Origin of the sequence: Pseudomonas putida, from assembly GCF_050989985.1 — a bacterium.
In the GTDB taxonomy this organism is placed as follows: domain Bacteria; phylum Pseudomonadota; class Gammaproteobacteria; order Pseudomonadales; family Pseudomonadaceae; genus Aquipseudomonas; species Aquipseudomonas putida_AI.
This window is the reverse complement of sequence record NZ_CP158815.1, coordinates 728,413-751,662: the sequence shown is the minus strand read 5'-3', so window position 1 is coordinate 751,662 and position 23,250 is coordinate 728,413. Positions and strand designations below refer to the sequence as shown.

General features: G+C 61.4%; 19 protein-coding genes. 7 read left to right on the top strand and 12 right to left on the bottom strand.

Annotated features, from left to right (window positions below; all coding sequences use genetic code 11):
• The first annotated feature begins 5 nt into the window (after positions 1 to 5).
• Positions 6 to 680: a YciC family protein gene (locus tag ABTV29_RS03580; protein WP_433768861.1), complete on the top strand. Its 675-nt coding sequence runs from the start codon at positions 6 to 8 to the stop codon at positions 678 to 680.
• A 66-nt stretch (positions 681 to 746) separates the two neighbouring features.
• Positions 747 to 1,826: an endonuclease/exonuclease/phosphatase family protein gene (locus ABTV29_RS03575; RefSeq protein ID WP_433768860.1), complete on the top strand. Its 1,080-nt coding sequence runs from the start codon at positions 747 to 749 to the stop codon at positions 1,824 to 1,826.
• A gap of 123 nt (positions 1,827 to 1,949) precedes the next feature.
• Here ABTV29_RS03575 and ABTV29_RS03570 read toward each other — a convergent pair whose 3' ends face one another.
• The 4 genes from ABTV29_RS03570 to ABTV29_RS03555 all read right to left on the bottom strand — a co-directional run bounded on the left by ABTV29_RS03570 (position 1,950) and on the right by ABTV29_RS03555 (position 6,488).
• Positions 1,950 to 2,375, bottom strand: a complete 426-nt coding sequence (locus ABTV29_RS03570; protein WP_433768859.1) for a RidA family protein — start codon at positions 2,373 to 2,375, stop codon at positions 1,950 to 1,952.
• Positions 2,376 to 2,412: 37 nt separating this feature from the next.
• On the bottom strand, positions 2,413 to 3,678 hold the full coding sequence (locus ABTV29_RS03565; protein WP_433768858.1) for a flavin-containing monooxygenase: 1,266 nt from the start codon (positions 3,676 to 3,678) through the stop codon (positions 2,413 to 2,415).
• Positions 3,679 to 3,986: 308 nt separating this feature from the next.
• The gene (locus tag ABTV29_RS03560; protein ID WP_433768857.1) at positions 3,987 to 5,369 is read right to left on the bottom strand and encodes an aspartate aminotransferase family protein; all 1,383 of its coding nucleotides are present in this window, start codon (positions 5,367 to 5,369) and stop codon (positions 3,987 to 3,989) included.
• Between the two features lie 63 nt (positions 5,370 to 5,432).
• Positions 5,433 to 6,488 carry an ABC transporter substrate-binding protein gene (locus ABTV29_RS03555; RefSeq protein WP_433768856.1) on the bottom strand — a complete coding sequence of 352 codons (1,056 nt, stop codon included), beginning with the start codon at positions 6,486 to 6,488 and terminating at the stop codon, positions 5,433 to 5,435.
• 377 nt (positions 6,489 to 6,865) lie between these two features.
• Between ABTV29_RS03555 and ABTV29_RS03550 the strand changes: the two genes are divergently transcribed.
• A complete protein-coding gene (locus tag ABTV29_RS03550; RefSeq protein ID WP_433768855.1) occupies positions 6,866 to 7,792 on the top strand; it encodes a LysR family transcriptional regulator in 927 nt (308 codons plus the stop codon).
• A 168-nt stretch (positions 7,793 to 7,960) separates the two neighbouring features.
• On the opposite strand, the gene argE is transcribed toward ABTV29_RS03550, so the two are convergent.
• The 3 genes from argE to hrpB all read right to left on the bottom strand — a co-directional run bounded on the left by argE (position 7,961) and on the right by hrpB (position 12,536).
• Positions 7,961 to 9,118, bottom strand: coding sequence for an acetylornithine deacetylase (argE, locus tag ABTV29_RS03545; RefSeq protein ID WP_433768854.1), 1,158 nt, complete (start codon positions 9,116 to 9,118; stop codon positions 7,961 to 7,963).
• Positions 9,111 to 9,788, bottom strand: coding sequence for a DUF1028 domain-containing protein (locus ABTV29_RS03540; protein WP_433768853.1), 678 nt, complete (start codon positions 9,786 to 9,788; stop codon positions 9,111 to 9,113). The genes argE and ABTV29_RS03540 overlap by 8 nt, the downstream gene beginning before the upstream one ends.
• 231 nt (positions 9,789 to 10,019) lie before the next feature.
• A complete protein-coding gene (gene hrpB / locus ABTV29_RS03535; protein WP_433768852.1) occupies positions 10,020 to 12,536 on the bottom strand; it encodes an ATP-dependent helicase HrpB in 2,517 nt (838 codons plus the stop codon).
• Between the two features lie 110 nt (positions 12,537 to 12,646).
• Here hrpB and ABTV29_RS03530 point away from each other — a divergent pair, with 110 nt between their 5' ends.
• Positions 12,647 to 13,066 (top strand): polyribonucleotide nucleotidyltransferase, encoded by a 420-nt coding sequence (locus tag ABTV29_RS03530; RefSeq protein ID WP_433768851.1) that lies wholly within the window; start codon positions 12,647 to 12,649, stop codon positions 13,064 to 13,066.
• A 29-nt stretch (positions 13,067 to 13,095) separates the two neighbouring features.
• Complete coding sequence (locus ABTV29_RS03525) at positions 13,096 to 14,004, top strand: cation diffusion facilitator family transporter (protein ID WP_433768850.1); 909 nt, start codon at positions 13,096 to 13,098, stop codon at positions 14,002 to 14,004.
• Here ABTV29_RS03525 and ABTV29_RS03520 read toward each other — a convergent pair.
• The gene (locus tag ABTV29_RS03520; protein WP_433768849.1) at positions 13,986 to 15,011 is read right to left on the bottom strand and encodes a DUF6515 family protein; all 1,026 of its coding nucleotides are present in this window, start codon (positions 15,009 to 15,011) and stop codon (positions 13,986 to 13,988) included. The genes ABTV29_RS03525 and ABTV29_RS03520 overlap by 19 nt on opposite strands.
• Before the next feature lie 568 nt (positions 15,012 to 15,579).
• On the opposite strand from ABTV29_RS03520, the gene ABTV29_RS03515 reads away from it, so the two are divergent.
• Both ABTV29_RS03515 and ABTV29_RS03510 read left to right on the top strand, forming a co-directional pair.
• Positions 15,580 to 16,059, top strand: coding sequence for an Lrp/AsnC family transcriptional regulator (locus ABTV29_RS03515; RefSeq protein ID WP_042934386.1), 480 nt, complete (start codon positions 15,580 to 15,582; stop codon positions 16,057 to 16,059).
• A 225-nt stretch (positions 16,060 to 16,284) separates the two neighbouring features.
• Entirely contained in the window at positions 16,285 to 16,494 is a 210-nt protein-coding gene (locus ABTV29_RS03510) for a DUF2788 domain-containing protein (RefSeq protein ID WP_046815823.1), read from the top strand.
• On the opposite strand, the gene ABTV29_RS03505 is transcribed toward ABTV29_RS03510, so the two are convergent.
• The 4 genes from ABTV29_RS03505 to ABTV29_RS03490 form a co-directional block, all read right to left on the bottom strand.
• Complete coding sequence (locus ABTV29_RS03505; RefSeq protein WP_110965025.1) at positions 16,489 to 17,130, bottom strand: pseudouridine synthase; 642 nt, start codon at positions 17,128 to 17,130, stop codon at positions 16,489 to 16,491. The two genes, ABTV29_RS03510 and ABTV29_RS03505, sit on opposite strands and share 6 nt — an antisense overlap.
• Positions 17,131 to 17,199: 69 nt before the next feature.
• Positions 17,200 to 18,699 carry an AMP nucleosidase gene (gene amn, locus ABTV29_RS03500; protein ID WP_433768848.1) on the bottom strand — a complete coding sequence of 500 codons (1,500 nt, stop codon included), beginning with the start codon at positions 18,697 to 18,699 and terminating at the stop codon, positions 17,200 to 17,202.
• Positions 18,700 to 18,876: 177 nt separating this feature from the next.
• The gene (locus tag ABTV29_RS03495; protein WP_433768847.1) at positions 18,877 to 20,526 is read right to left on the bottom strand and encodes an acyl-CoA dehydrogenase family protein; all 1,650 of its coding nucleotides are present in this window, start codon (positions 20,524 to 20,526) and stop codon (positions 18,877 to 18,879) included.
• Positions 20,527 to 20,600: 74 nt separating this feature from the next.
• On the bottom strand, positions 20,601 to 22,985 hold the full coding sequence (locus ABTV29_RS03490; RefSeq protein ID WP_433768846.1) for a 7TM diverse intracellular signaling domain-containing protein: 2,385 nt from the start codon (positions 22,983 to 22,985) through the stop codon (positions 20,601 to 20,603).
• Positions 22,986 to 23,250: the final 265 nt, after the last annotated feature.

Genomic DNA, 23,250 nt, shown 5'->3' with positions numbered 1-23,250 from the left:
GACTGATGAACCCGTTCGACGTACTGCGTGACTCTCTGTATTTCTTCAAGCGCAATCTGGGTCAGATCGTGCAACTGTGCCTGCCGCTTGTCATCATCGAAGCCTTGCTGCAACAGGTGGTCGACCACTCCACCGAGCCGGACAGTTTCCCCGGCATCAGTGTGATCGTCGGCCTGCTGGTGTATCCGCTGTACACCGCTGCGCTGATTCTGTTCCTCGATGCCCGCAGCCGTGGCGAATCGCCCAGCAACCGCGAGCTGCTGTCGCGTTCGGCCTACCTGTGGCCGCGCTTCGCCTTGCTGACGGCCCTCAATACCCTGCTGATTCTGCTGGGTCTTTCCCTGTACTTCCTGCCGGGCATCTGGCTGATGGTGACCCTGGCCTTCGGCGAATACCTGCTGGTGCTGCGTGGCCTGTCGCCACTGGCGGCGATGAAGGAAAGCCTGCGCCTGACCCGTGGTCACTTCATGCGCATCCTGGTGTGCATCCTGTGCGTGATGGGGCCGTTGTGGCTGCTCAAGGGCGCGACACTGGCGGTCTACCCCGAGCCGCAGAACCCGGTGATTTCGCTGCTGATCGACAGTGCCCACAGCTTCCTGCAACTGTTCACCAGCGTGGTGCTGTTCCGCCTGTTCATGCTGATCGGCGATGTACCGGAAAAAATCGACAGGCCACTCTGACCTTGGGCGACCGCTCGTCAGTCGGGTATGCTCGGGGATAATTTTCGTAACGCGATAAGCCGAGCCATGACCCGACTGCTGCGCTACACCTTGCTGGGATTGTTGATCGCAATTGTCCTGATCGGCCTGACGATTTACAGCCTGACCTGGCGCCCCGGCGCCCGGGAGGTGCTGCCGGTCAGTTGCAGCACCCGGGCACCGACCCTGGCACCTGGCCAGGCGCTGAAGGTCATGACTTGGAACGTCCAGTACCTGGCGGGCAAGCGCTACGTGTTCTGGAACGACCTGGCCAACGGCACCGACGATTCCCCCACCCCCGAAGACATGGCCTTCAGCCTCGATGAAGTGGCGCGGGTGATTCGCGACGAGCAGCCCGACATCGTGCTGCTGCAGGAACTCGACGATGGCGCCAAGGCCAGCGATTACCAGAACCAGCTCAAACTGCTGCATGAACGGGTCGCCGACCTATACCCGTGCAGTGTCTCGGCCTACGACTGGAAGGCTGATTTTGTCCCCGATCCGCATATCTTCGGCAGCGTTGGCCGGCAACTGGCAACCCTGAGCCGCTTTCAGATCGATCACGCCCAGCGCCTGCAATTGCCGGTGGCGAAAGCCAATCTGGTCAGTCGCCAGTTCCAACCGAAAAACGCCTTGCTGGCGGCCTACCTGCCGTTGAACGACGGCGGCCAGGTGGCCGTGCTCAACACTCACCTGGACCGTGTGACGCAACCCGACGAGAACTTGCAAGCGCAGGTCTCGGCCGTGGCCAAGGTCCTCGACAAGTTTGAAAGCCGCGGTACGCCGTGGCTGATCGGTGGCGATTTCAATCTGCTGCCCCTGGGGCAATACCAGCGCCTGCCCGATGAGCAGCGAACGCCCTACTCCGCCGACAGCGCCCTGCATGTGTTGTGGGACAAATACCCGATGATCCCCACCAACAACGAAGCCAGCGGCATCGATCGCGCCCGCTGGCTGACTCACTATCCGAATGACACCGGCCTGAGCGGTCCGGATCGCACCGTCGATTACCTGTTTTACAGCCCGCGTATCAAACGGGTGGAAGCGACGGTCAGGCAGGACGATACCTTGCGGATCTCCGATCACTTGCCGGTGATTGCGCGGTTCCTCCTGCCGGCGTCGCCCTGACGCCTTAAACCTGTGGGAGCGAGCCTGCTCGCGATGACGGCGTCACATTCGATATCAATGTTGACTGACCCGCCGCTATCGCGAGCAGGCTCGCTCCCACAAGGACCTCGCCGAATCCGATATTCAACTCGCCTTCCAATCGTCCGGAATGACCGCAATCACATCGATCTCCATCAACCATTGCGGCTGCCCGAGCCCTGAAATCACCAGCCCGGTGGAGATCGGGAAAACGCCCTTCAACCACTTGCCCACCACCTGATAAACCGGCTCGCGGTAGCGCGGGTCGATGATGTAGGTGGTGGTTTTGACGATATGCGAAAGATCGCTGCCCGCCTCTTCCAGCAGTTGCTTGACGTTTTTCATCGCCTGCTCGGCCTGGGCCGCCGGGTCGCCGAGGCCCACCAGGTTGCCCTCGAAATCGGTGCCGATCTGGCCGCGGACATACACGGTGTTGCCCGCCCGCACGGCCTGGCAAAGGTCGTTATCCAGCGCCTGGTTGGGATAGGTGTCGCGGGTGTTGAACATGCGAATACGCGTGTGAGTAGGCATCGAAAGATTCCCCTGAAAATGGATGGTTGATGGCGGCCTAGCGCTGCGAAGGATCCCGGTACTCGAGGTACTGGCGCTGGGTGGCAATGTGGCCGGCGACGTGCTTGGCGTCGTGCCAGACGCCCCAGATGAAGCTCGACCCGCGCCGCGACAGCCACGGCAGCCCGACAAAATAGATCCCCGGTTCGCTCGACACGCCGCGCTGATGGCGGGGCTTGCCCTTGTCGTCGAAGGTATCGACCTGCAGCCAGCTGTAATCGACGGCGTAGCCGGTCGCCCAGATGATCGAGGTGATGCCCGCTTCGGCCAGATCAAGCTCCAGGATCGGGTTAGTCATGCAATCCGGGTCGGGCAGCATGAACCGGGCTTCAGGCTCTTCCGGCAGATCAAGGCCGTTGCGCGCGACGTAGGCATCCGCCGCATCCAGCAGCGACAGGTAGTTCTCGTCTCCGGCAGCAACGTTCTGCACCAGATCCTGCTGGAAGGTCACCACGCCATCGTTGAAGGATTTGGTCAGACCCACCAGCGTCACGCCTTGCCGGGCGAGTTCGCGGAAGTCGACGGTGTTGCCACCACGGGCACCGCTGACCGCGATGGTCACGTGCTCACGGCCGGGCTGCATGACTTCGGCATCCCAGAGCCCGAGCACCCCCAGCCACCAGCAGAAATCGCGGTTGCGATAGGCCCGGGGCGGACGGTCATGCTGGCCCACCGACAGGTAGACCTGCTTGCCCGCGCGCTGCAATTCATCGGCGATCTGCACCCCGGAAGAGCCGGCTCCCACCACCAGCACGCCACCCTCGGGCAGTTGCTGCGGGTTGAAATACTCGGCTGAGTGAATTTGCTGGATCGGGCTGTCTTTCGGAGCAATCGGCGGAATCACCGGGCGCTGGAACGGACCGGTCGCCGCCACCACGCGATTGGCCTCGATCACACCTTCGGAGGTTTCGATGGTGAAGCCCGGCCGACCAGCGTTGCGTACCACTTTTTTGACTTCGACGCCGGTACGGATCGGCGCTTCGAACTTCTCGGCATAGGCTTCGAAATAAGCCGCCACGCGATCCTTGGAGGCGAAGGCATCGGGTTCGAGGTCTTCGAAGGCCAGGCCGGGGAAGCGGTCATGCCAGACCGGGCCGTTGGCCACCAGGGAATCCCAGCGCCCGGTGCGCCAGGCTTCAGCAATGCGGTTGCGCTCCAGAACCAGGTGCGGAACGCCCAGCTTGCTCAAGTGCTCACTCATGGCGACGCCAGCCTGGCCGGCTCCGACAACAAGCGTATCTATTTCTATCTTTTTAGTTGTCATGCTTGTGTCCTTCATAGAGGCGAATATGGCGCACCAAATCGCGACGGATCAGCCGTTAAATAAACAAGTTCCGCAGTTTTAACTTTGCTGGCGGGGTGCATTTATTGTGTTCAGTAAATGCAAATAGCGAAAATATGATTTTTGTAGTTGTTGCCCATGAAAAAACTAACTAACCGCAAAACTGGATATTCAATTGATCTTGTGGGAGCGAGCCTGCTCGCGATGCTCTCAAGAACATCGCATTTAACCAGCAAGCTCGCGTTATCGTTGACGACCATCGCGAGCAGGCTCGCTCCTACAGTTATTGTTTAAAGCACGCCAATTTCCTGGGCTGTTCTATCCACGGCAATCTTGGTCTTGGAAACAAGTTCGTCAATTTCACCCCGGGTCGCGATCAATGCCGGGGCCATGATCATCCGGCCCATCGTCGAGCGAATGATCACTCCCTCCTCGAAACCGATGGTGCGGCAGCGCCAGGCGATATCGCCCTCGTTGTCGAAGCGCTTGCGGGTCGCCTTGTCCTGCGCGAACTGCAACGCGGCCACCAGCCCCGTCCCCTGGATCTCACCCACCAGCGGATGATTGCCAAACACCTCGCGCAGGCACTGCTGCAAATAAGGACCGGTGTCGGTTTTCACCTGGGTGACCACGCCTTCATCGCGCAGTGCCGTGAGGTTGGCGATCGCGACCGCAGCGGCCACCGGGTGGCCGGAATAGGTCAGGCCGTGGGCAAAGACACCGCCCTGATCGACCAGCACCTGGGCCATGCGCCGGCTCAGGATCAGGCCGCCCATGGGGATGTAGCCCGAGGTCAGGCCCTTGGCAATGGACAGGGTGTCCGGCTCGAAATCGAAGTGCTGGTGGGCGAACCACTCGCCGGTACGCCCGAAGCCACCGATCACCTCGTCCGCACACAGCAGCACGTCGTACTTGCGGCAGATGCGCTGAATTTCCGGCCAGTAGCTTTCCGGCGGGAAGATCATGCCGCCGGCGCCCTGGAACGGCTCGGCGACGAAAGCCGCGACGTTCTCGGCGCCCAGTTCGAGAATTTTGCTTTCCAACTGCTGTGCTGCACGCAGGCCAAACTCCGCCGGAGTCAGATCACCCTCATGAGCGAACCAGTAGGGTTCATCGATGTGCGCGACATCGGGAATCACACCCCCCATGTCGTGCATGAATTTCATGCCGCCCAGCGCGGTGGCGCCCAGGGTAGAGCCGTGATAACCGTTCCAGCGACCGATCATGATCTTCTTCTGCGGCTTGCCGAGAATCTGCCAGTAGCGGCGTACCGTGCGGATCAGCACCTCGTTGGCTTCGGAACCGGAGTTGGTGTAGATCGCATGGCTGTAATGCTTGGGCAGCAGGCTGAACAGCAGCTCGGAAAGCTCGACCACTGCCGGGTGGGTGGTGTGGAAGAACATGTTGTAGTACGGCAACTGCTCCAGCTGGCGGGTCGCCGCGGCGGCGAGATCCTTGCGACCGTAGCCCAGATTGGTACACCACAGGCCGGACATGCCATCGAGGTAGCGATTGCCGTCGTTGTCCCACAGGTGCAGGCGTGAACCACCGACGATGACGCGCGGGCCTTCGGCATTCAGCGCCTTCTGATCGAGAAAGGCGTGAATGTGGTGGGCGGCGTCGCCGGCCTGATAGTCGCTGGTTTCGCGCTGGGGTTTGTAGTCAGTTGTCATCGTGTTCTCCTGATGGAATGAAGATCCTGCTCGTCCCTGAGCACGCTCGGCGGATTGAGCGGTTTAACGTGCCGCCCAGGCGTTGAAGCGTTCCTCGAGTTCTTCGCCGTGATCGACCCAGAACGTGGCATCCACCAGTTGCCCTTCGGCCAGATTGGCCTGGGCAGTGGGCAGCTGGGCCAGGGTGTCGGCCGGCAGCTGCGCCAGCACATCCTTGCGGATCGGGCCGTAGGGGATCTGGGTCGAGAAGGATTTCTGCCCGCTCGCCTGACTGGCGAATACGATGAAGCGCTCGGCCAGCGCCTTGTTCGGGCTGCCACGAACGATTGCCCAGTGGTCAGGATCGTAAAGGTGGCCGTTCCAGGAGATCGCCAGTTTCGAGCCTTCCTTTTGCGCCACTGCGATACGCCCGTTGTAGGCGGCAGACATCACCACGTCACCGGCTGTGAGCCATTGAGGCGGTTGTGCTCCGGCCTCCCACCACTGGATCGAGGGCTTGATCTGGTCAAGCTTGCGGAAAGCCCGATCCACGCCTTCCTTGGTGCCCAGCACCTTGTAGAGGTCTGCCTGTTTGACGCCATCGGCGAGCAGCGCCACTTCCAGCGTGTATTTGGCGCCTTTGCGCAGGCCGCGCTTGCCCGGATACTGCTGCAGATCCCACAGCGCAGCCCAGGATGTCGGCGCCGCGCCTACCTTGCTCGAGTTGTAGGCGAGCACCATCGACCATACGTAACTGGCCACCCCGCACTCGCTCACCGCACCTGGCAAGTAATTGCCGGCTTCGCCGATCAGCGCCGGGTTCAGTTTCTCGAATAAACCCTCTTCACATCCGCGCAGCAGTTCGGGGCTTTCAACTTCGACAACATCCCAACTGACCTGACCCACATCCACCATGGCTTTGACTTTGGAAAGTTCGCCACTGTATTCGCCGACTACAACTTTGCCGGCGCCACTTTTTTCGAAGGGTTTGAAATAGGCGCCCTCTTGCGCGGCCTTTGTCGCTCCACCAAACGAAATAACCGTCAGGCTTTCAGAATGAGCAGCGACCGGGACTGTGAATACAAGTAACGCGGTTAATCCAGTGAACGCTGTAACGCTTGAAGACGAATACTTGAACATAGAAGCTCCCTCACTTTTTAGTTGTGATTAGTTACTGAGGCAGTCACGACCACGCGGCCGTAAATACGCGAATGACAATCCGCGCGAGGACATCTTGTTGTTTTTGATTCGCACCCTCTTCAAGTGAGCGGCCAGAGGTCGAACACGCTACGCTTGCTGCCCGCCTGCCAGGGTGGTCGGCTTGTTTGCGGAGGATGTAGAGATAGTGCGGCAACCGTGCGCAGAGGAAAATTATTAAAAATATGCTCGGGACATAAGAAAAAACTGGGCAAGGGCCCAACCAGCCCGGAACCGGCATAAGGTAAGGTTCAGTCACGCATTCGCGCGACCGCAGCCATCCTGGCTTTCACCGCGAACAAGAACACAAAGAGGTGCGTGTGGCTTCCTATACCTTGCGGCAACTCAAGTACTTCGTGACCACGGTCGAGGCCGGCAGCGTGGCGGAGGCGTCGAGGCAGCTGTATATCGCGCAACCGTCGGTGTCGACGGCGATCAAGAGCCTGGAAGAGTCATTCAACGTCCAGCTGTTCATCCGCCACCATGCCCAGGGCGTTTCCCTGACGCCCACCGGCACACGCTTCTACCACAAGGCCCAGGAGCTGCTGCGAATGGCCCGGGAGTTCGAGCAGAACGCGCTGGCGGATAACGACACGGTGTCCGGGCAAATCGACATCGGCTGCTTCGAGACCGTCGCCCCGCTGTATCTGCCACAGCTCATCGCCGGCTTTCGCAAACTCTACCCGGGCGTGGACATCCGCATTCGCGACGGCGAGCAGCAGGATCTGGTGCAAGGCTTGACCGCCGGCACTTTCGACGTGGCCTTTCTCTACGATCACGGGCTCGACAGCACCATAGAAACCACGCCACTGATGCCACCGCAAAAGCCCTATGTCCTGCTGCCTGAAGGCCACCGCTTTGCCGACCAGAAAGAGGTTTCGCTGAGGGATCTGTGCGGCGAGCCGATGATTCTTCTCGATGTGCAACCGAGCCGAACCTACTTTGTCAGCCTGTTCCACGAGCTGGAACTGACGCCGAACATCGTGTTCAGCTCGCCTTCGATCGAGATGGTGCGGGGCATGGTCGGCCAGGGATTCGGGTTCTCGATCCTGGTGACCCGCCCGCATTCGGAATGCACTTACGACGGGAAAAAGGTCGTCACTGTCGATATAAAGGAACCGGTATCAACCTCCGGCCTGGCGTCCGCCCGCCTCAAGCGCAATCAACTGACCAAGCCTGCGCAATTGTTCGTGGACTTTTGCCGGGAGCAGTTGAGCCAGAAGGTTGCCAGGCAAAACCAACCCTGACCCGGCCCCAAAAAAACCAGGCAGCGCACTCCCTTTGCAGGAGCGAGCCTGCTCGCGATGGACGTCAACGATAACGCGTGCTGCCTGAATGACTGCGCTGTCTGAGCGTTTTTCGCGAGCAGGCTCGCTCCTACAAGGTCGCGGGAAACCCGCAAACCGTTCGCGTCCTTAATCACACAGGTAGTCCGCCAACCGAATCAGCATCGCATCACAGCCTGCCAACTGCTCCAGCGCAATGAACTCGTCAGGCTTGTGCCCCTGATCCATGCTGCCCGGGCCGCAGACCACCGTGGGGATTCCGGCCTGGTCGAACAGACCGCCCTCGGTGCCAAAGGCCACTGTGCCAAAATCCGAAGACTGGCTTAGGATCGCCAGCAGGCGCGCCGCCTCGCTCTCGGGCGAGGTCGCCAGACCGGGGTAGGCACTCAGCGGGCGCAGCTTGATGTCGGTGTCCGCCTGCACCGCCCGCATCCTGGGCAGCAGCTGCTCCTCGGCATAAGCCTGCAACTGGCTGGCCACCTGCTGGGCATCGAAGTTCGGCAAAGCCCTCACTTCAAAATCGAACTCGCATTCGGCAGGCACAATGTTCAGCGCCCTGCCCCCTTTGATCACCCCTGTTTGCACCGTGGAATACGGCGGATCAAAACGCGAGTCATGGTGATCGGGATGAGCGAGTTGCTCACCGATGGCGCCCAGCCGGCCAATGAGCTGCGCGGCATATTCGATCGCATTGACCCCGTAGGGCGCATAAGCCGAATGGCAGGCGGCACCGCGCACTTCGCAGCGCATCGCCAGCTTGCCCTTGTGACCGAGCACGGGTTTGAGTTCAGTCGGCTCGCCGATCAGACAAAGCGCGGGTTTGTACGGCCGCTTCTGCAACTCGGCAAGCATCGGCCGGACACCCAGGCACCCCACTTCTTCATCGTAGGAAAACGCCAGGTGCACCGGCACCCGAAGCGGGCGCTGCACAAAGGCCGGCACTGCCGCGAGCACCGAGGCGATAAAGCCTTTCATGTCCGCCGTGCCGCGCCCGTAGAGGCGTCCGTCCTTTTCGCTCAGACGAAACGGATCGACCGTCCAGGCCTGCCCGTCGACCGGCACCACATCGGTGTGTCCCGACAGCACCACGCCACCGGACGTGAGCGGGCCGATGCTGGCAAACAGATTGGCCTTGGTGCCTTCGTCGTTGAAGAACAATTCGCTCTGTACGCCATGCCCGGCCAGGTAAGTCTCGATGAAGCGAATCAGTTGCAGATTGGAGTCGCGACTGACGGTGGCGAAGCCAATCAAGCGCTCCAGCAAGTCGCGGCTGGAGACCTCACTCATCCCCAGGCACTCCGTAGCTTGGCGCCGCCGTCGGGTTGAGTGCGCGGGTCAGGTAATCCTGCATTTGCGGTCGATATGCCTGCCACAGCCAGTGCAGTTGGCCGATCGGGTCTTCCTCGGCCCAGTCGACCCGCAAGTCGATGATGGGCCAGGTGTAATCGCCGACCACTTTCAGCGCCGCGGAATGAACCGGCCCGGCCTCGCCACCGGCGGCCATGGCCGCCTGCATCGCCGCCAACAAGCGATCCGCCAGTTGTCCAGGCTCGGCCTCGAACGCCGCGACCATGGCTTCGATCACGCGCACATCGCTGAGCAGATTGCCTGCCGCGACACACTGTTCGCCTTTCACGGCGTTGTGCACACCCAGCGACTCCTTGCCGCTGAAACAGGCAATTCGCCCCGACGCGTCAATCACCGTGACCTGCCGGTACTGGCTCCAGCCATTGGACGTCAGCGCCTTGTCCAGCGCCGCCTCGGCCTCCAGGTGCTGATGCTCCAGCAGATCCAGAATCTGCGGCCCCAACGCCGGCAGCGTGATGTTCTGCGTGGACACCGCACCGACCCCCGCCCGCGCCCAAGGGCAACGCGCACCGACCGCAATGCTCGAAGAGCTGATGGCAATACCGAGCTGCCCGGTTTCAGGGCAGCGCCCGATAATTGAGAACGTCATGGCTCACTCCTTGGATTTGCTGTGCAGGTGGATTTGTATTCTGTTCATGCACGGGAAAGGGAGAAAGCAGGTTTTTTGTGGCTTTGGGGAAGGAAAAAAATGGGTAGCGCTGGTTGGATACCTGTAGGAGCGAGCTTGCTCGCGATGAACCCGAGAACGCCGAGGGGTGTCAGGTTTCCAGCGTTACCGTTGACGTTCATCGCGAGCAAGCTCGCTCCTACAGGGTCAGGGTTACTTGCGCGGCTTGGCGCGGGCAGTGGCTTCAGCCACCAATGGATCATCCGGCCAATAATGTTTGGGATACCGCCCTTTCAAGTCCTTCTTTACCTCGGCGTAGGTACTGCGCCAGAAGTTCGCCAGATCCTGGGTCACCTGCACCGGGCGCCGTGCCGGGGACAGCAGGTGCAGCTTGACCACTTGCCGGCCACCGGCGATGCGTGGGGTTTCTGCCAGGCCGAACAGCTCCTGCAAGCGCACCGCCAGAATTGGCGGTTGCTCGCTGTAATCCAGGCGAATCGATGAGCCCGATGGCACGCTCAGATGGTGGGGTGCCTGTTCGTCGAGCCGTTGCGGCAACGGCCACGGCAGCAGGTTGTGGACGATGCTGGATAAGTCGAGATTGGCGAAATGACTGAGCCGCGAGACTTTGCCCAGGTACGGCATCAGCCAGTGTTCGAGGTTTTTCAGTAATGCGGTGTCGCTGACATCCGGCCATTCGCTGTCGCCCTTACCGTCCAGATCCAGTTGGCGCAACAGTGCGACCCGTGCCTGCCACTGCCGCAGTTCCGGTGTCCATGGCAATAACTCCAGGCCCTTGCGCCGCACCAGATTCACCAGTGCCTGACTGCGGGCGGTTTCGTCGAGGCCGGTCAGCGGTTCGCGGCTGAGGATCAGCTCGCCGACCTTGCGCTGTCGCTCGGCACGCAATACGCCTTCGCGCTCGTCCCAATCCAGCTGATCGACGCAGCGCACCTGCTCGGCGAGCACCGAGTCGAACAGCGTCGGGTCGAAATCCGTCGCCAGGTAAATCCGCTCCTCACGCTGGCCCTGACAGCTGCCGAGGTCGGCGATGACCAGCCAGGGTTGCTTCATCAGGCTGTCGGCTTCGGTGAACAGCGCAGCACGACCATTGGCCAGGCGATACTCGGCGCCCCCGGCACGGCGCTGCTGGGCGACACGATCGGGATAGGCCAGCGCCAGCAAGGCACCCAGCCAGCGCGGATGATCCGGATCACTCACCGGCTGTGCCGCCTTGCCACGCAGATACCCGCGATACTGCCGCGCCAGTTGCCGCGCACGCTGAACCCCGCCCTGGGCAGCACGAGCGGCCCGTTCTTCGCCGGACAACAGCACCAGGCGACTGTGCAGATCGGCACCGGCACCGCGCAAAATATCGCGCTCGTCGAGCAGCGCCGCGACATCGCAAGCCATGTCCGCCAATCCCAGCGCCTGCCCGCGCAACAGCAAATGGGCGATACGGGGATGCGCCGGCAATTCGGCCATGGCCTGACCGTGGCGAGTCAGGGTCTCGCCCTCCAGTGCGCCCAGGCGTTCGAGCAGATCCTGTGCCTGTGCATACGCGGCAGCGGGCGGCACATCGAGCCAGACCAGTTGCCCGGGCGACACGCCCCAGCGGCCGAGCTGCAACGCCAGCCCGGCGAGATCCGCGGAAAGAATTTCCGCACTGCCATAGGCCGCCAGTTGCTCGTGCTGATCCTGCGACCACAGGCGATAACACACGCCCGGCTCCAGGCGCCCGGCCCGACCGGCGCGTTGCGTGGCGCTGGCCCTGGAAATCCGCTGCGTGTCGAGGCGGGTCATGCCGCTGCCGGGATCGAAGCGCGGCACTCGCGCCAGCCCGGCATCGACCACCACGCGCACGCCGTCGATGGTCAGGCTGGTCTCGGCAATGTTGGTGGCCAGCACCACTTTGCGCTTGCCTGCCGGCGCCGGATCGATCGCCGCCCGTTGCGCGGCCAGGTCCAGTTCACCGTGCAGCGGGCACAGCAACACCTGAGGGCTGTCGCCCAGCGCGTCGGCCAGTTGCTGATGCACACGACGGATTTCCGCCTGCCCCGGCAGAAACACCAGCACACTGCCGGTTTCGTCGTGCAAGGCTTCGAGGATGGTTTGCACCAACCGTGGCTCGATGAATTCACCGGCCTGGAACGGCCGGCCCCAGCGCATCGCCACCGGGTACATGCGGCCTTCGCTGCGCAGGATCGGCGCATCGTCCAGCAAACCGGCCAGGCGTTCACCTTCCAGGGTTGCCGACATCAACAGGATTTTCAGCGGTTGATCGTCACGCAACAGCTCCCGGCCATTGAGGCTCAGGGCCAGGGCCAGATCGGCGTCAAGGCTGCGTTCGTGGAATTCGTCGAAGATCAGCAGACCCACGCCTTCCAGCGCCGGATCGTCCTGCAAGCGCCGGGTGAGGATGCCCTCGGTGACGACTTCGATACGGGTATTGGGGCCGACCTTGCTGTCGAGCCGAATGCGATAGCCCACGGTTTCGCCGACCTTCTCGCCCAATTCACTGGCCAGCCGTTCCGCCGCCGCCCGCGCTGCCAGGCGGCGCGGTTCGAGCATCAGGATGGTCTGCCCGGCCAGCCACGGTTCATCGAGCAAGGCCAGCGGCACGCGGGTGGTTTTACCGGCGCCGGGCGGCGCTTCGAGCACGGCTTCGTGGCGTGTCGCGAGGGCTTCACGCAGGGCGGGTAAAACTTCATCGATCGGCAAAGAAATCATGCTGGCTCCCAAACAGAGCGGCGAGTATAACGGCGAACTGCCAGGCGTTCGTCAGGGTCTTAATTCATACCGACGACGTTTCGTTTCGAGATTACCCAAGGAGATTTCATATGCGTGCTCCCTTTCGCCTGATTGGCGGTGTATTGATCGCAACACTTCTGACCCAAGTGACCGCGTGCGGCTCGATTTTCTACCCCGATCGCCGTGGCCAGATCGACGGCAAGATCGACCCGGCCATTGCCGTGCTCGATGCCGTGGGCCTGCTGTTCTACATCATCCCCGGCCTGATCGCCTTTGCCGTGGACTTCGCCACTGGCGCGATTTACTTCGCTCCAGGCGAGACCGCCTACGTGGCCCCGGAAAAACTCAAGGAAGCCATCGGTGCCGACGGCAAGGTCGATAACCTCAAGTTGCAGACTATTCTGGAACGTGAAACAGGCCGCAGCCTCCCGCTGGATGACCCGCGCCTGATCCAGCACAAGGGCAGCACCCAGCAACTGGCCACGCTTGGCCTGCAACCTGCCGCGTAATCGGTGCACATAAAGGAATAACCGCACTCATGATCTCCAGCTCCGAACACGCCCGCCTGCTGCGGCTGGCGACCCGTGCCTCGGTGGCGGTGGCCTGCACGCTGGTCATCGCCAAAGCTATCGCCTGGTGGCTGAGCGGATCGGTGAGCATGCTCGCCGGGCTCACCGACTCGGCGCTCGACGGCGTGACGTCCCTGCTCAACCTGCTGGCGGTGCATTACGCCTTGCGCCCGGCCGATGACGATCATCGTTACGGGCATGGCAAGGCCGAGTCGCTGGCCGGCATGGCGCAGGCGCTGTTCATCGGTGGCAGTGCGGTGCTGATTGCGTTGCAGGCGTTCGAGCGGATCAAGCATCCGGAACCGGTGGGCGCGCCGTGGGTCAGCATCGCGGTGATTGTGTTCTCGCTGGGCCTGACCCTGGCGCTGTTGATGTTTCAACATCGCGTGGTCAAGGCCACCGGCTCCAACGCGGTGCGGGCCGACTCCCTGCATTACCGCTCGGACATGTTGCTCAACGGCAGCATTCTGGTGGCGCTGGTGCTCGCCAGTTTTGGCCTGCATCAGGTGGATGCCTGGTTCGGCCTGGGGATCGCGGTGTACATCCTCTGGAGCGCCGTGCAAATCGCCCGGGAAAGCTTCGCGGTGCTGATGGATGAAGAACTGCCGCCGGATGTCAGCCAGCACATGCTGGAGCTGGCGTGCAGCGTGCCGGGGGTTCTGGGCGCCCATGACTTGCGCACCCGGATTTCCGGCAACCAGTGGTTTGTGCAATTGCACCTTGAGCTGCCCGGTGAGCTGACGCTATCGGTGGCCCACGGCATCAGCGACCAGGCCGCCGATGCGATTCACGCCGCCTACCCGCGGGCCGAAGTGCTGGTGCACGCCGACCCGCAGGAAGTGGTGAAAGCCGCCAGGGCTCAGAACGACACGCGATAGCCGCGAGAGCTCAGGCAACCGCCCTGGGCCTGACGGTAGGTTTGCACCACCTGCGGATCCGGTTGATAGGTGTCCACCCGCGGGTCGAAACCACTCTGTTCGACCGCATAGCGATAGCAGTCGTAGCCATCCTGATTGACTTGCTCGGGCGTCTGGCCGTTGGTTGGGTAAGCCTCCACGTCAATACCATTGGCGCTCGCCATCGGTTGGCCGGGCGGCTCGACCACCATGTAGTCCTGAGTGCTTTCCTGATAGGCGTAATAGGAGCCCGCCGCCAGGAACAACACCGAACCGCCGATCAGGACCTGTTGGGCGTAATCAGGCAGGTATTGAACGCGGATCCCACGCGGTGGTTGCACCACCACATAACGCTGGCCCTGCGGGCGATACCAGTAGCCACCGGAGTAGAAATAATCACGACCGCCATAGGGCACGCGGTAGTCGCGCTCCGGGAAACGATCGATCACATACCCCGGCTGATACCTCGGACCGGGTCCCCAGCCATTGCCGTGACCGCTGGGGCGACCCTGCCAATGGTTGTCATTGGAAGGCGCACCGATATAGCCGCCCCACTGCTGGTTTGGATAATTGTTCCGTGGCTGGTCCTGATAGTAGCCACGCCGTGGCGGCTGGGTCTGTTGCACGGCGTCGGGACGTGGCTGGATCGGCAGGTCATTGGCCGGCAGTTGCGGTGGAGGTGGCGGCGAGCGAATCGGGTTGTTGAAGTCGGGCTGCGGACGGCTCTGCCATTGGCCGTTGTTCTGATTCTGGCCATTGTTCTGACGACCGTCGCGCTCGAACTGGCGGCTGTTATCCCCGCGAATGATGTCGTTGTTCTGCTGGCGCGGCTGATTGTTGCCACCACGGCCCTGATTGCCGCCCTGATGACCACCATCGCCGTGCTGCCCGCCATCGGGGCCACGGTTCTGCTCGTCGGCGAGCGACGGCGCAGTGACACTCAAACACAACAAACCAACACCGGCCAAACGCCAGATGCGCGACTTCATGCTGTTCCTCACTGAGGGTATGGATTCTGTAGGAGCGAGCCTGCTCGCGATGGACTCAAACGCGACGCGTTTATTCAGGAAGCACGCGTTATCGTTAACGACCATCGCGAGCAGGCTCGCTCCTACAATGAAGCGAACCGCGTTTGTACATAAGACTGGAAATGCATGGGCCGGTTCTGCATCAGGTTATCAGTCGCGCAACTTATTTATTGAGGGCTGCTCTTTAATTCAGCGCATCAAATTTTGGGCAAAGAAAAAGGGGAGACCCGTCGGCCTCCCCTTGAGAACTTCGTCCGTGCTCGACGCTTTTGACGTCGGCTCACCTCACGCCGTCTTCTGGACAGTGTGTAGCTCGGGGGCCGGCTCATCCCCTGTGGGGGTGGCGACCGCAGCTGGCCTGTTTGGGCGAGCCGCACTGGACTGTTTGTCCGAGCAGTGATTCTGGTGATAAGAATAGGCCCGGAGCGCCGGCAGAGGATTGCGAAGATTGCTCAAATAAACATTACTTGCGCAATTTTTAACCCTGGATAGATAATCTGCCGCAATAGTTACAACAAGGAACTGTTTGATGAGCAAACTCGACCGATACGACCTGAGCATTTTGGCTGAATTGCAGCGTGACGCGCGCATTTCCAATCAGGAGCTGGCCGAACGCATCGGTCTGTCACCTTCACCCTGCTCGCGTCGGGTCAAGCAACTGGAAGACGACGGCTACATTTCCCGCCAGGTCGCCCTGCTCGACCGCAAGATGCTGGGCCTGAGCCTGACCGCGTACGTGCTGATCGGCATGGACCGACACACCCCGGAGCGTTTCGAGAACTTCGAAGCGGCCATCCGCACCTTGCCACAGGTGCTCGAATGCAGCCTGGTCACCGGGATGGATGCCGACTATCAGCTCAAGGTCGTGGTGCCGGACATGGACCACTACCAGAAACTGCTGCTGGGTCACCTGACGCGAATTGAAGGCGTGACCAGTGTGCGCTCCAGCTTTGTGTTGAACCAGGTGCTCAACAGCACAGAACTGCCGCTGACTCATCTGCGCAACTGACACATCACCTGTAGGAGCGAGCTTGCTCGCGATGGTCGTCAACGATAACGCGTGCTTCCCGATTGAACGCGTAGTCTTCAAATCCATCGCGAGCAAGCTCGCTCCTACAGTTTGAGGCAGACCGACGAATAGCTGCGACACACCGCCGCAGGCCAGCACTGCACCCGCCCGCCATGCCTTATACTCGCCGCGCCCTTTTAGCCCCGCCCGCGCTGGAGTTGTCCAATGGATCCTGCAGTATTCGAAGAGTGGATGATGACCGGACTGGTCAGCATCCTGATCATTTTCATGGGTTTTATCGTCTGGGATCTGGCGAAGAAATCCAAGGCCGGGCGCTTTGGCTCGTTCATCCTGTTCTTCGTTCTCGGCCTGGGCGTCGCGGCATTCGTGATCAAAAGCGTGGTCATCGGCCTGATCGAAACCGGCACGCTATAAGCGCGCCGGCACTTCTTTCCACTGGCCCTGATCAAGCCCTTCGATCGTCCAGTCACCGATCCTGACCCGCACCAGCCGCAACGTCGGCAAGCCGACTGCCGCCGTCATGCGCCGCACTTGCCGGTTGCGACCTTCGCGAATCACCAGTTCCAGCCAACTCGTCGGCACGCTTTTGCGAAAACGCACCGGCGGATTGCGCGGCCACAGTTCAGGCTCGTCCAGCTGCCGCGCTTCGGCGGGCAGGGTCATGCCGTCGTTCAACTCCACGCCATCACGCAAGCGCTGTAACTGCTCGGCGCTCGGTTCGCCTTCGACCTGCACCCAATAAGTCTTGGCCAGCTTGTGTTTCGGGTCGGCAATGCGCGCCTGAAGCTGACCGTCGTTGGTCAGCAGCAGCAACCCTTCGCTGTCACGGTCCAGCCGCCCTGCCGGGTAGATTCCCGGAACATCGATGAAGTCCTTGAGCGTCGCCCGCCCTTCGCCATCGCTGAATTGCGTCAGCACATCGAATGGCTTGTTGAACAGGATCAACTTCGGCTCGGCCGGCGGCGCCTTGGCGACACGGCGTGGAGCTGAGGATGGTGAAGAAGGTTTCGCACCGGGACGGCGGGAAACAGGTCGTTGGGGACGGGACATGGGAAAGGAACATCTAACGGTCAGGGCTGCTAATGCTAGTAGCCCGACCGTTAAATGACCATCGGCAAATCAGCGGAACGGCGGTTCGTCGAAGCTGCGCAGTTTGCGCGAGTGCAGCGAGTTGAGCTCGGTGCGCAACAGGTCCACAGCTTCCAGGCCGATCTTCAAGTGCTGGCTGACCGCGCGTTCATAGAAGGCGTTGGCCGAGCCCGGCAGCTTGATTTCACTGTGCAGCGGCTTGTCCGAGACGCAGAGCAAAGTGCCGTAAGGCACCCGCAAGCGATAACCCTGGGCGGCGATGGTGCCGCTTTCCATGTCCACCGCCACGGCGCGGGACAAGTTGATCAGCGGACGCTCCTGGGCCCAGCGCAGCTCCCAGTTACGGTCGTCGTAAGTCAGCACGGTACCGGTGCGCAGGCGTTTTTTCAGTTCGTCGCCCTTCTCGCCGGTGATGTTCGCCGCCGCCTGCTGCAAGGCCATCTGGACTTCAGCCAGGGCCGGGATCGGAATGTTCGGCGGCACCACGCGATCGAGAATCCCGTCGCGGCGCATGTAAGCGTGTGCCAGCACGTAGTCGCCGATGGTTTGCGACTGACGCAAGCCGCCACAGTGGCCAATCATCAACCAGCAATGCGGACGCAACACCGCCAGGTGGTCGGTGATGTTCTTGGCGTTGGACGGGCCGACGCCGATGTTCACCAGCGTCACGCCGTGGCCATCGGTGGCGATCAGGTGATAGGCCGGCATCTGGTATCGGTGCCAGACCACACCGGCGGCGATCGCCGAGGCTTCGCCGTGGTCCATGCTCTTTTCGATGATCACGTTGCCCGGCAACACCATGCGCACAAAACGCGGATCGCTGCGCAGACGTTCCAGGCCATGGACGATGAACTGGTCGACATAGCGGTGGTAGTTGGTCAGCAGAATCCACGGCTGTACGTGGCGCCAGTCGCTGCCGGTGTAATGCACCAGACGGCGCAGGGAGAAATCCACCCGCGCCGCGTCGAACAAGGCCAGGGGCAGCGGATCAGTGTTCTCCCAATCGTACAGGCCATCGGCAATGCCATCGCTCGCGGCCGACAGGTCGGTACTCGGGAATACCCGCGCCAGCACCGCAGCGGTGACGCCGGAGCCGGCCAGCTCATCGCCCTGCTCGACCACGTACGGATAAGGGATGTTCTGCTCGCTGATACCGACTTCCACGGTCACGGTGAAGTCGTGCATCAGCGGTACCAGCTGTTCGAGCAGGTACTTACGGAAAGCGGTGGGATGAGTGACGGTGACCCGGTAGGTACCCGGCAGCTGGACCTTGGCATAAGCGCGAGTGGTCTGCGGGACTTCGCCCTGGCAGTGGTAGGTCAGGCGCAGCTCGGGATAACGAAACATCGCCCGCTGCTCGGCGTCCGGCTCGATACGATCCTTGAGATAGCGCTTGAGCGCCTGACTCAGCGCGGTGGTGGCACGGTTATGGAGATACGCAAGCTGATCCACGGCTTGCTCGGCGGTTTGAACGACAATAAAAGCTTCGGTCACGATCAGCATCCTGTGTTCTGACTTGCAGAGCTTCATCTTGCCTGCATCGTCGCTTCACGGGAACAGTGGTGTGCTGGATGCGCCTCAATATATGAGACACAGATAAACCCTGTGGGAGCGGGCTTGCCCGCGATAGCGGTGTGTCAGGCACCGAAGATGGTGACTGCACATCCGTCATCGCGGGCAAGCCCGCTCCCACAGGGGCCGCGTTGTTCAGAAGCCTTGCGGCGTCGACCGGGCGACAATCGCCTCAACATCCAGCCCACGCGGCAACGCCCCGTAAACCCGGCCACCGCCATTCAGACGACTGGCAATAAACCCGTCACTCACCGCCGAATTACCCGCCTCCAGCAACAGCTTGGCCTGAAGCCCCAGGGCAATGTCTTCAGTCAGCTGCCGGGCGCGATACTGAATGTCACCGGTGTCCTTGAACGCCGCCTGCAACTGGCTGATGTGCGCCGCCAGGCGCTTGTCGCCATGACCGTCGCCCATCTCGCTGAACAGCGCATCGAGCACGCCTGGCTCTTTCGACAGGGCACGCAATACGTCCAGGCATTGCACGTTGCCTGAACCTTCCCAAGTCGAATTGACCGGCGCTTCGCGGTACAGCCTCGGCAGGATGCTGTCTTCAACATAGCCCGCACCGCCCATGCATTCAGCAGCTTCGTTGATCATTGCTGGCGCCCGCTTGCAGATCCAGTACTTGCCCACCGCCGTCACCAGCCGCGCGAATTTCGCCTCCTGCGAATCATCCAGATGATCCAGCGCCCGGCCCATGCGCAGGCTCAAGGCCAGTGCCGCTTCGCTTTCCAGCGCCAGGTCGGCCAGCACGTTCTGCATCAATGGCTGTTCGCTGAGCCGCTTGCCGCCGACCGAACGGTGCGCACAGTGATGGCTGGCCTGGGTCAATGCCTGGCGCATCAAGGCACTGGAACCGACCATGCAATCGAAACGGGTCATGGCGACCATTTCAATGATGGTCGGCACACCGCGCCCTTCTTCGCCGACCATCCACGCCAGGGCGCCGCGGAACTCCACCTCGCTGGAGGCGTTGGAGCAGTTGCCCAGCTTGTTCTTCAACCGCTGGATATAAAACTGGTTGCGCGTGTCATCCGGGCGATGGCGCGGCAGCAGGAAACAGGTCAGGCCTTTGTCGGTCTGGGCCAGGGTCAGGAAAGCGTCGCACATCGGCGCCGAACAGAACCATTTGTGCCCCACCAGCTCATAGGCCTGGCCGGGACCACCGGCTCCCACCGGGAATGCCTTGGTGGTGTTGGCCCGCACATCGGTGCCGCCCTGCTTCTCGGTCATGGCCATGCCGATGGTCACGCCGGCCTTGTATGCCATGCCGACGTTGCGCGGGTCGTATTCGGTTGAGAGGATCTTCGACAGCCATTTTTCAGCCAGATCCGGTTGCAGGCGCATCGCCGGGACGCTGGCAAAGGTCATGGTCAACGGACAGCCGCTGCCGGCCTCGGCCTGACTGTGCAAATACGTCATGGAGGCGCGGGCGACATGGGCGCCGTCCTGCGGATGCGCCCAGGGCAGAGAGGTCAGGCCATGTTCGATGGCCGTGCGCATCAATTGGTGATAGGCGGGATGAAATTCCACCAGGTCGATCCGATGGCCATAACGGTCGTGGCTGTTGAACACCGGCTTGTTCTGATTGGCCAGAAACCCCGCTTCCATCAGCGGCCCGCCGGCCAGAGCGCCATACGCCTCGATCCGCGACTCGGCCCAACCGGCTCCGAAGCGCCGCGACCACTCCTGCAATGGCAAATCAATGCGATACAGGTTGGCGCCATCCAGCGAGGGTGGCTGATTGGTCACTTCGTGGGTTTCGGCGAACTGATGCAGGTTCATGGCGGGGCTCCTTTGGTCAGCCAAGGGACTTCAGTTAAGCACCGCGCCCTGGCCGAACAAAGTGTCATACCTGCCTAACTGCCGGCGCTTTCGCCCTGTTGCGAGCAGAGCACACGGCGATAGAGCGCCGCCTGCAAATCTTCGAATTTCACCGGTTTGCTCAAATAATCGATCAGCGCACCGGTCGGACAGCGCTCTCGATTCACACTCAGGGCAATCACGAACACCGGCAGCTCGGCGCAACCGGGTAACGCACGGATCTGACAACAGATCGACTCGCCTTCCTGCGCCGGCAACTGACAATCGAGCAGCACGGCATCGAAGGTTTCCCGTTGCAGGAGGTCGAGGGCTGCACTGCCGTTGTCGGCGGTTCTTACCCGGAACCCCAGCTTGAGCAACATGCCGCGCATCACCAGTTGATTGATGCTGTTGTCGTCCACCAGCAACACCTTGCAGTCCTGCGGCAGTCGCAAACGCGAGAAATCCCGGGTCATGAGGGGCGCCGCGGGGGATTCGCTTGCCGGGGCATCAAACTCGACGTCCAGCTGGAAACGACTGCCACGTCCGGGTTCGGAACGGTGTGTCAGGCGACCGCCGAGCAATTCGATCAGTTGTCGGCAGATCGCCAGGCCAATGCCCAGGCCGCCATACTCACGGGTCATCGAACCGTCGAGCTGGAAGAAACGCTGATAGAGCGTTGCCTCGCCCAGATCGGTGAAGCCGATACCGGTGTCGATCACCGCAAAGGTCAACGCCAGTCGATCCGGTTTTACCGTTTTCGCACTCACCCGCAGCGCCACGCCGCCAACCCGGGTGAATTTGATGGCGTTATCGAGCAGGCACTCCAGGCATTGCACCAACTTCGCACTGTCGCCGTGCAGGCGATCCGGCACGTTCGGCGCCACGTCGACCTTGAAGTCCAGCGACTTGCCAGCTGCATTGCCATCGAACTGCAGGCGCAATGCGTCGACCACGCCACGCAGGCTGAAGGTCGAGGCGCAAGCGGTGAGCTTGCCGGCCTGCAACTCAGTCAGCGTCAGAATGCCGTTGACCATGCGCATCATGTCCCGCGCCGAACCGGCGGCCGTCTGCTGGTATTGCTCCAGCTCTGCATCCATCTCGACGGTTTGCATCAGCTCCAGCGAACCGATCACACCGTTCATGGGTGTGCGCAGCTCGTGGGTCAGGGTCGCGAGGAATTCGTCTTTCAACTGGTTACTGCGCGCAAGCTGCTGGTTGAGGACTTCCAGTTTTTGCCCGGCATCGAACAGGGTCTGCGCTTGCTGTTCGCGCATGGCATTGATGCGATCGGCCAGGGCCAGGGACAGCAGCGCCACTTCGATGGCCGAGCCGATCTGACTGGAGTACATGGTCAGGAACACGTTCGGCAGGTAGCCCAGCACCATCAGGGTATTGATGATGCCGCCGAGCAAAAACGCCGACCAGGCGATGATGAAATAACGCGCAACCCGAAGCCCGCGCAGCCAGGCGAAAATCCCCGCGGCAAAAATCACTATCGTAAAGGCCAGTGCCAGCGCCGTCGCCAGGCGCAGGGCCAGGGCATAGCTGGTCATCAGCGACAACCCGACCACCAGGGCACTGAACACCACCAGCGCCAGCAACAGGCGATCCAGCCAGCGGCTGAAGGAGGCCGTCTGCAGGAAACTGCGGGCAAACTGGCTGCCGAACAGCCCGGCGCAACCAATGAAAAACGGAGTGGCCGCATTCGCCCACCAGGGGTTGTCCGGCCAGAAATACTGAACCGCCGCGCCGTTCACCGACAGCTGATAAAGGCCGAACGAGGCGATATAGAAGATGTAATAGAGGTAACTGGTGTCGCGCACGCTCAGATAGATGAACAGGTTGTAAACCAGCATCCCCAGCAGCACACCATAGATCAGGCCCAGCACGTACAGCCGCACGGGCTGGTCTTCGAGATACGCGGTGCTCGACCACAACGTGACCGGTGCCTGGATCGAGCCCTGGCTCTGCAGGCGCAGATAGACGGTTTGTGCTTGGTCTGGGACGAAATTCAAATTGAACAGGTAATTGTTCTGGCGAATCTCGCGGCTGGCGAACGGCAAGGCATCGCCGGTCTGGCGCACCAATTGATAGTGGCCGGCCGCATCGGGCGCATACAGGTCGAGGTGATCGAGCGGTGGGTAGGCCAGCTCCAGCAGCCAGGTCCGTTGCGCCGCCGGATTGGCCGGGCGGTAATGCAGGTCGATCTTCAGCCAGAACACCGAACGCGAATACCCGGCGTTGAGGGTGGCCTTGTCATGTTGCTTGAAGTTGCCGGCAGCGGCCTGGTTGCGCACGTCATCGATGGTCGCCTGGCCGTCAGCGTCCTCGAACACTTGCAGAGTCCGGCCCAGGGGGAGGCTTTGAGTGAGCTCATCGAACTCGACGGCGTTTGCCAGGAGGGGCAAACACAACAGCAACATCAACAAATAGCGCATTTATGCCCCAGCGTGGCTCTTTCCGGTTTTGTCAGGAAGCCCCCCATTCCTTTTGAGCAGACGCGAAACCGGTGTTACCTGTTATTGATTTGGATCCACTCTAGCATAGCGGCTGATGGCCATTGAACACTACAGAAATTTTTCCTGCAAAGGCTCTAGAACGGGCGTTCCAGCGAAGATTATTGAGATAGAGCTGTTGGGTCGGTCAGAAAGGTCTTTTGACTGGCGTGCGACGGCGCACGCACCCGAAAAAAGATGTTTGGTG

Bases quoted from the DNA above. Each gene is read 5' to 3' on its own strand.
- ABTV29_RS03525 (WP_433768850.1), top strand. From the start codon at position 13,096: ATGATCTCCAGCTCCGAACACGCCCGCCTGCTGCGGCTGGCGACCCGT.
- ABTV29_RS03565 (WP_433768858.1), bottom strand. From the start codon at position 3,678: ATGACAACTAAAAAGATAGAAATAGATACGCTTGTTGTCGGAGCCGGC.
- ABTV29_RS03510 (WP_046815823.1), top strand. From the start codon at position 16,285: ATGGATCCTGCAGTATTCGAAGAGTGGATGATGACCGGACTGGTCAGC.
- ABTV29_RS03580 (WP_433768861.1), top strand. From the start codon at position 6: ATGAACCCGTTCGACGTACTGCGTGACTCTCTGTATTTCTTCAAGCGC.
- ABTV29_RS03490 (WP_433768846.1), bottom strand. From the start codon at position 22,985: ATGCGCTATTTGTTGATGTTGCTGTTGTGTTTGCCCCTCCTGGCAAAC.
- ABTV29_RS03555 (WP_433768856.1), bottom strand. From the start codon at position 6,488: ATGTTCAAGTATTCGTCTTCAAGCGTTACAGCGTTCACTGGATTAACC.
- ABTV29_RS03575 (WP_433768860.1), top strand. From the start codon at position 747: ATGACCCGACTGCTGCGCTACACCTTGCTGGGATTGTTGATCGCAATT.
- ABTV29_RS03515 (WP_042934386.1), top strand. From the start codon at position 15,580: ATGAGCAAACTCGACCGATACGACCTGAGCATTTTGGCTGAATTGCAG.
- ABTV29_RS03495 (WP_433768847.1), bottom strand. From the start codon at position 20,526: ATGAACCTGCATCAGTTCGCCGAAACCCACGAAGTGACCAATCAGCCA.
- amn (WP_433768848.1), bottom strand. From the start codon at position 18,699: ATGAAGCTCTGCAAGTCAGAACACAGGATGCTGATCGTGACCGAAGCT.
- ABTV29_RS03530 (WP_433768851.1), top strand. From the start codon at position 12,647: ATGCGTGCTCCCTTTCGCCTGATTGGCGGTGTATTGATCGCAACACTT.
- ABTV29_RS03505 (WP_110965025.1), bottom strand. From the start codon at position 17,130: ATGTCCCGTCCCCAACGACCTGTTTCCCGCCGTCCCGGTGCGAAACCT.
- hrpB (WP_433768852.1), bottom strand. From the start codon at position 12,536: ATGATTTCTTTGCCGATCGATGAAGTTTTACCCGCCCTGCGTGAAGCC.
- argE (WP_433768854.1), bottom strand. From the start codon at position 9,118: ATGAGTGAGGTCTCCAGCCGCGACTTGCTGGAGCGCTTGATTGGCTTC.
- ABTV29_RS03520 (WP_433768849.1), bottom strand. From the start codon at position 15,011: ATGAAGTCGCGCATCTGGCGTTTGGCCGGTGTTGGTTTGTTGTGTTTG.
- ABTV29_RS03560 (WP_433768857.1), bottom strand. From the start codon at position 5,369: ATGACAACTGACTACAAACCCCAGCGCGAAACCAGCGACTATCAGGCC.
- ABTV29_RS03570 (WP_433768859.1), bottom strand. From the start codon at position 2,375: ATGCCTACTCACACGCGTATTCGCATGTTCAACACCCGCGACACCTAT.
- ABTV29_RS03540 (WP_433768853.1), bottom strand. From the start codon at position 9,788: ATGACGTTCTCAATTATCGGGCGCTGCCCTGAAACCGGGCAGCTCGGT.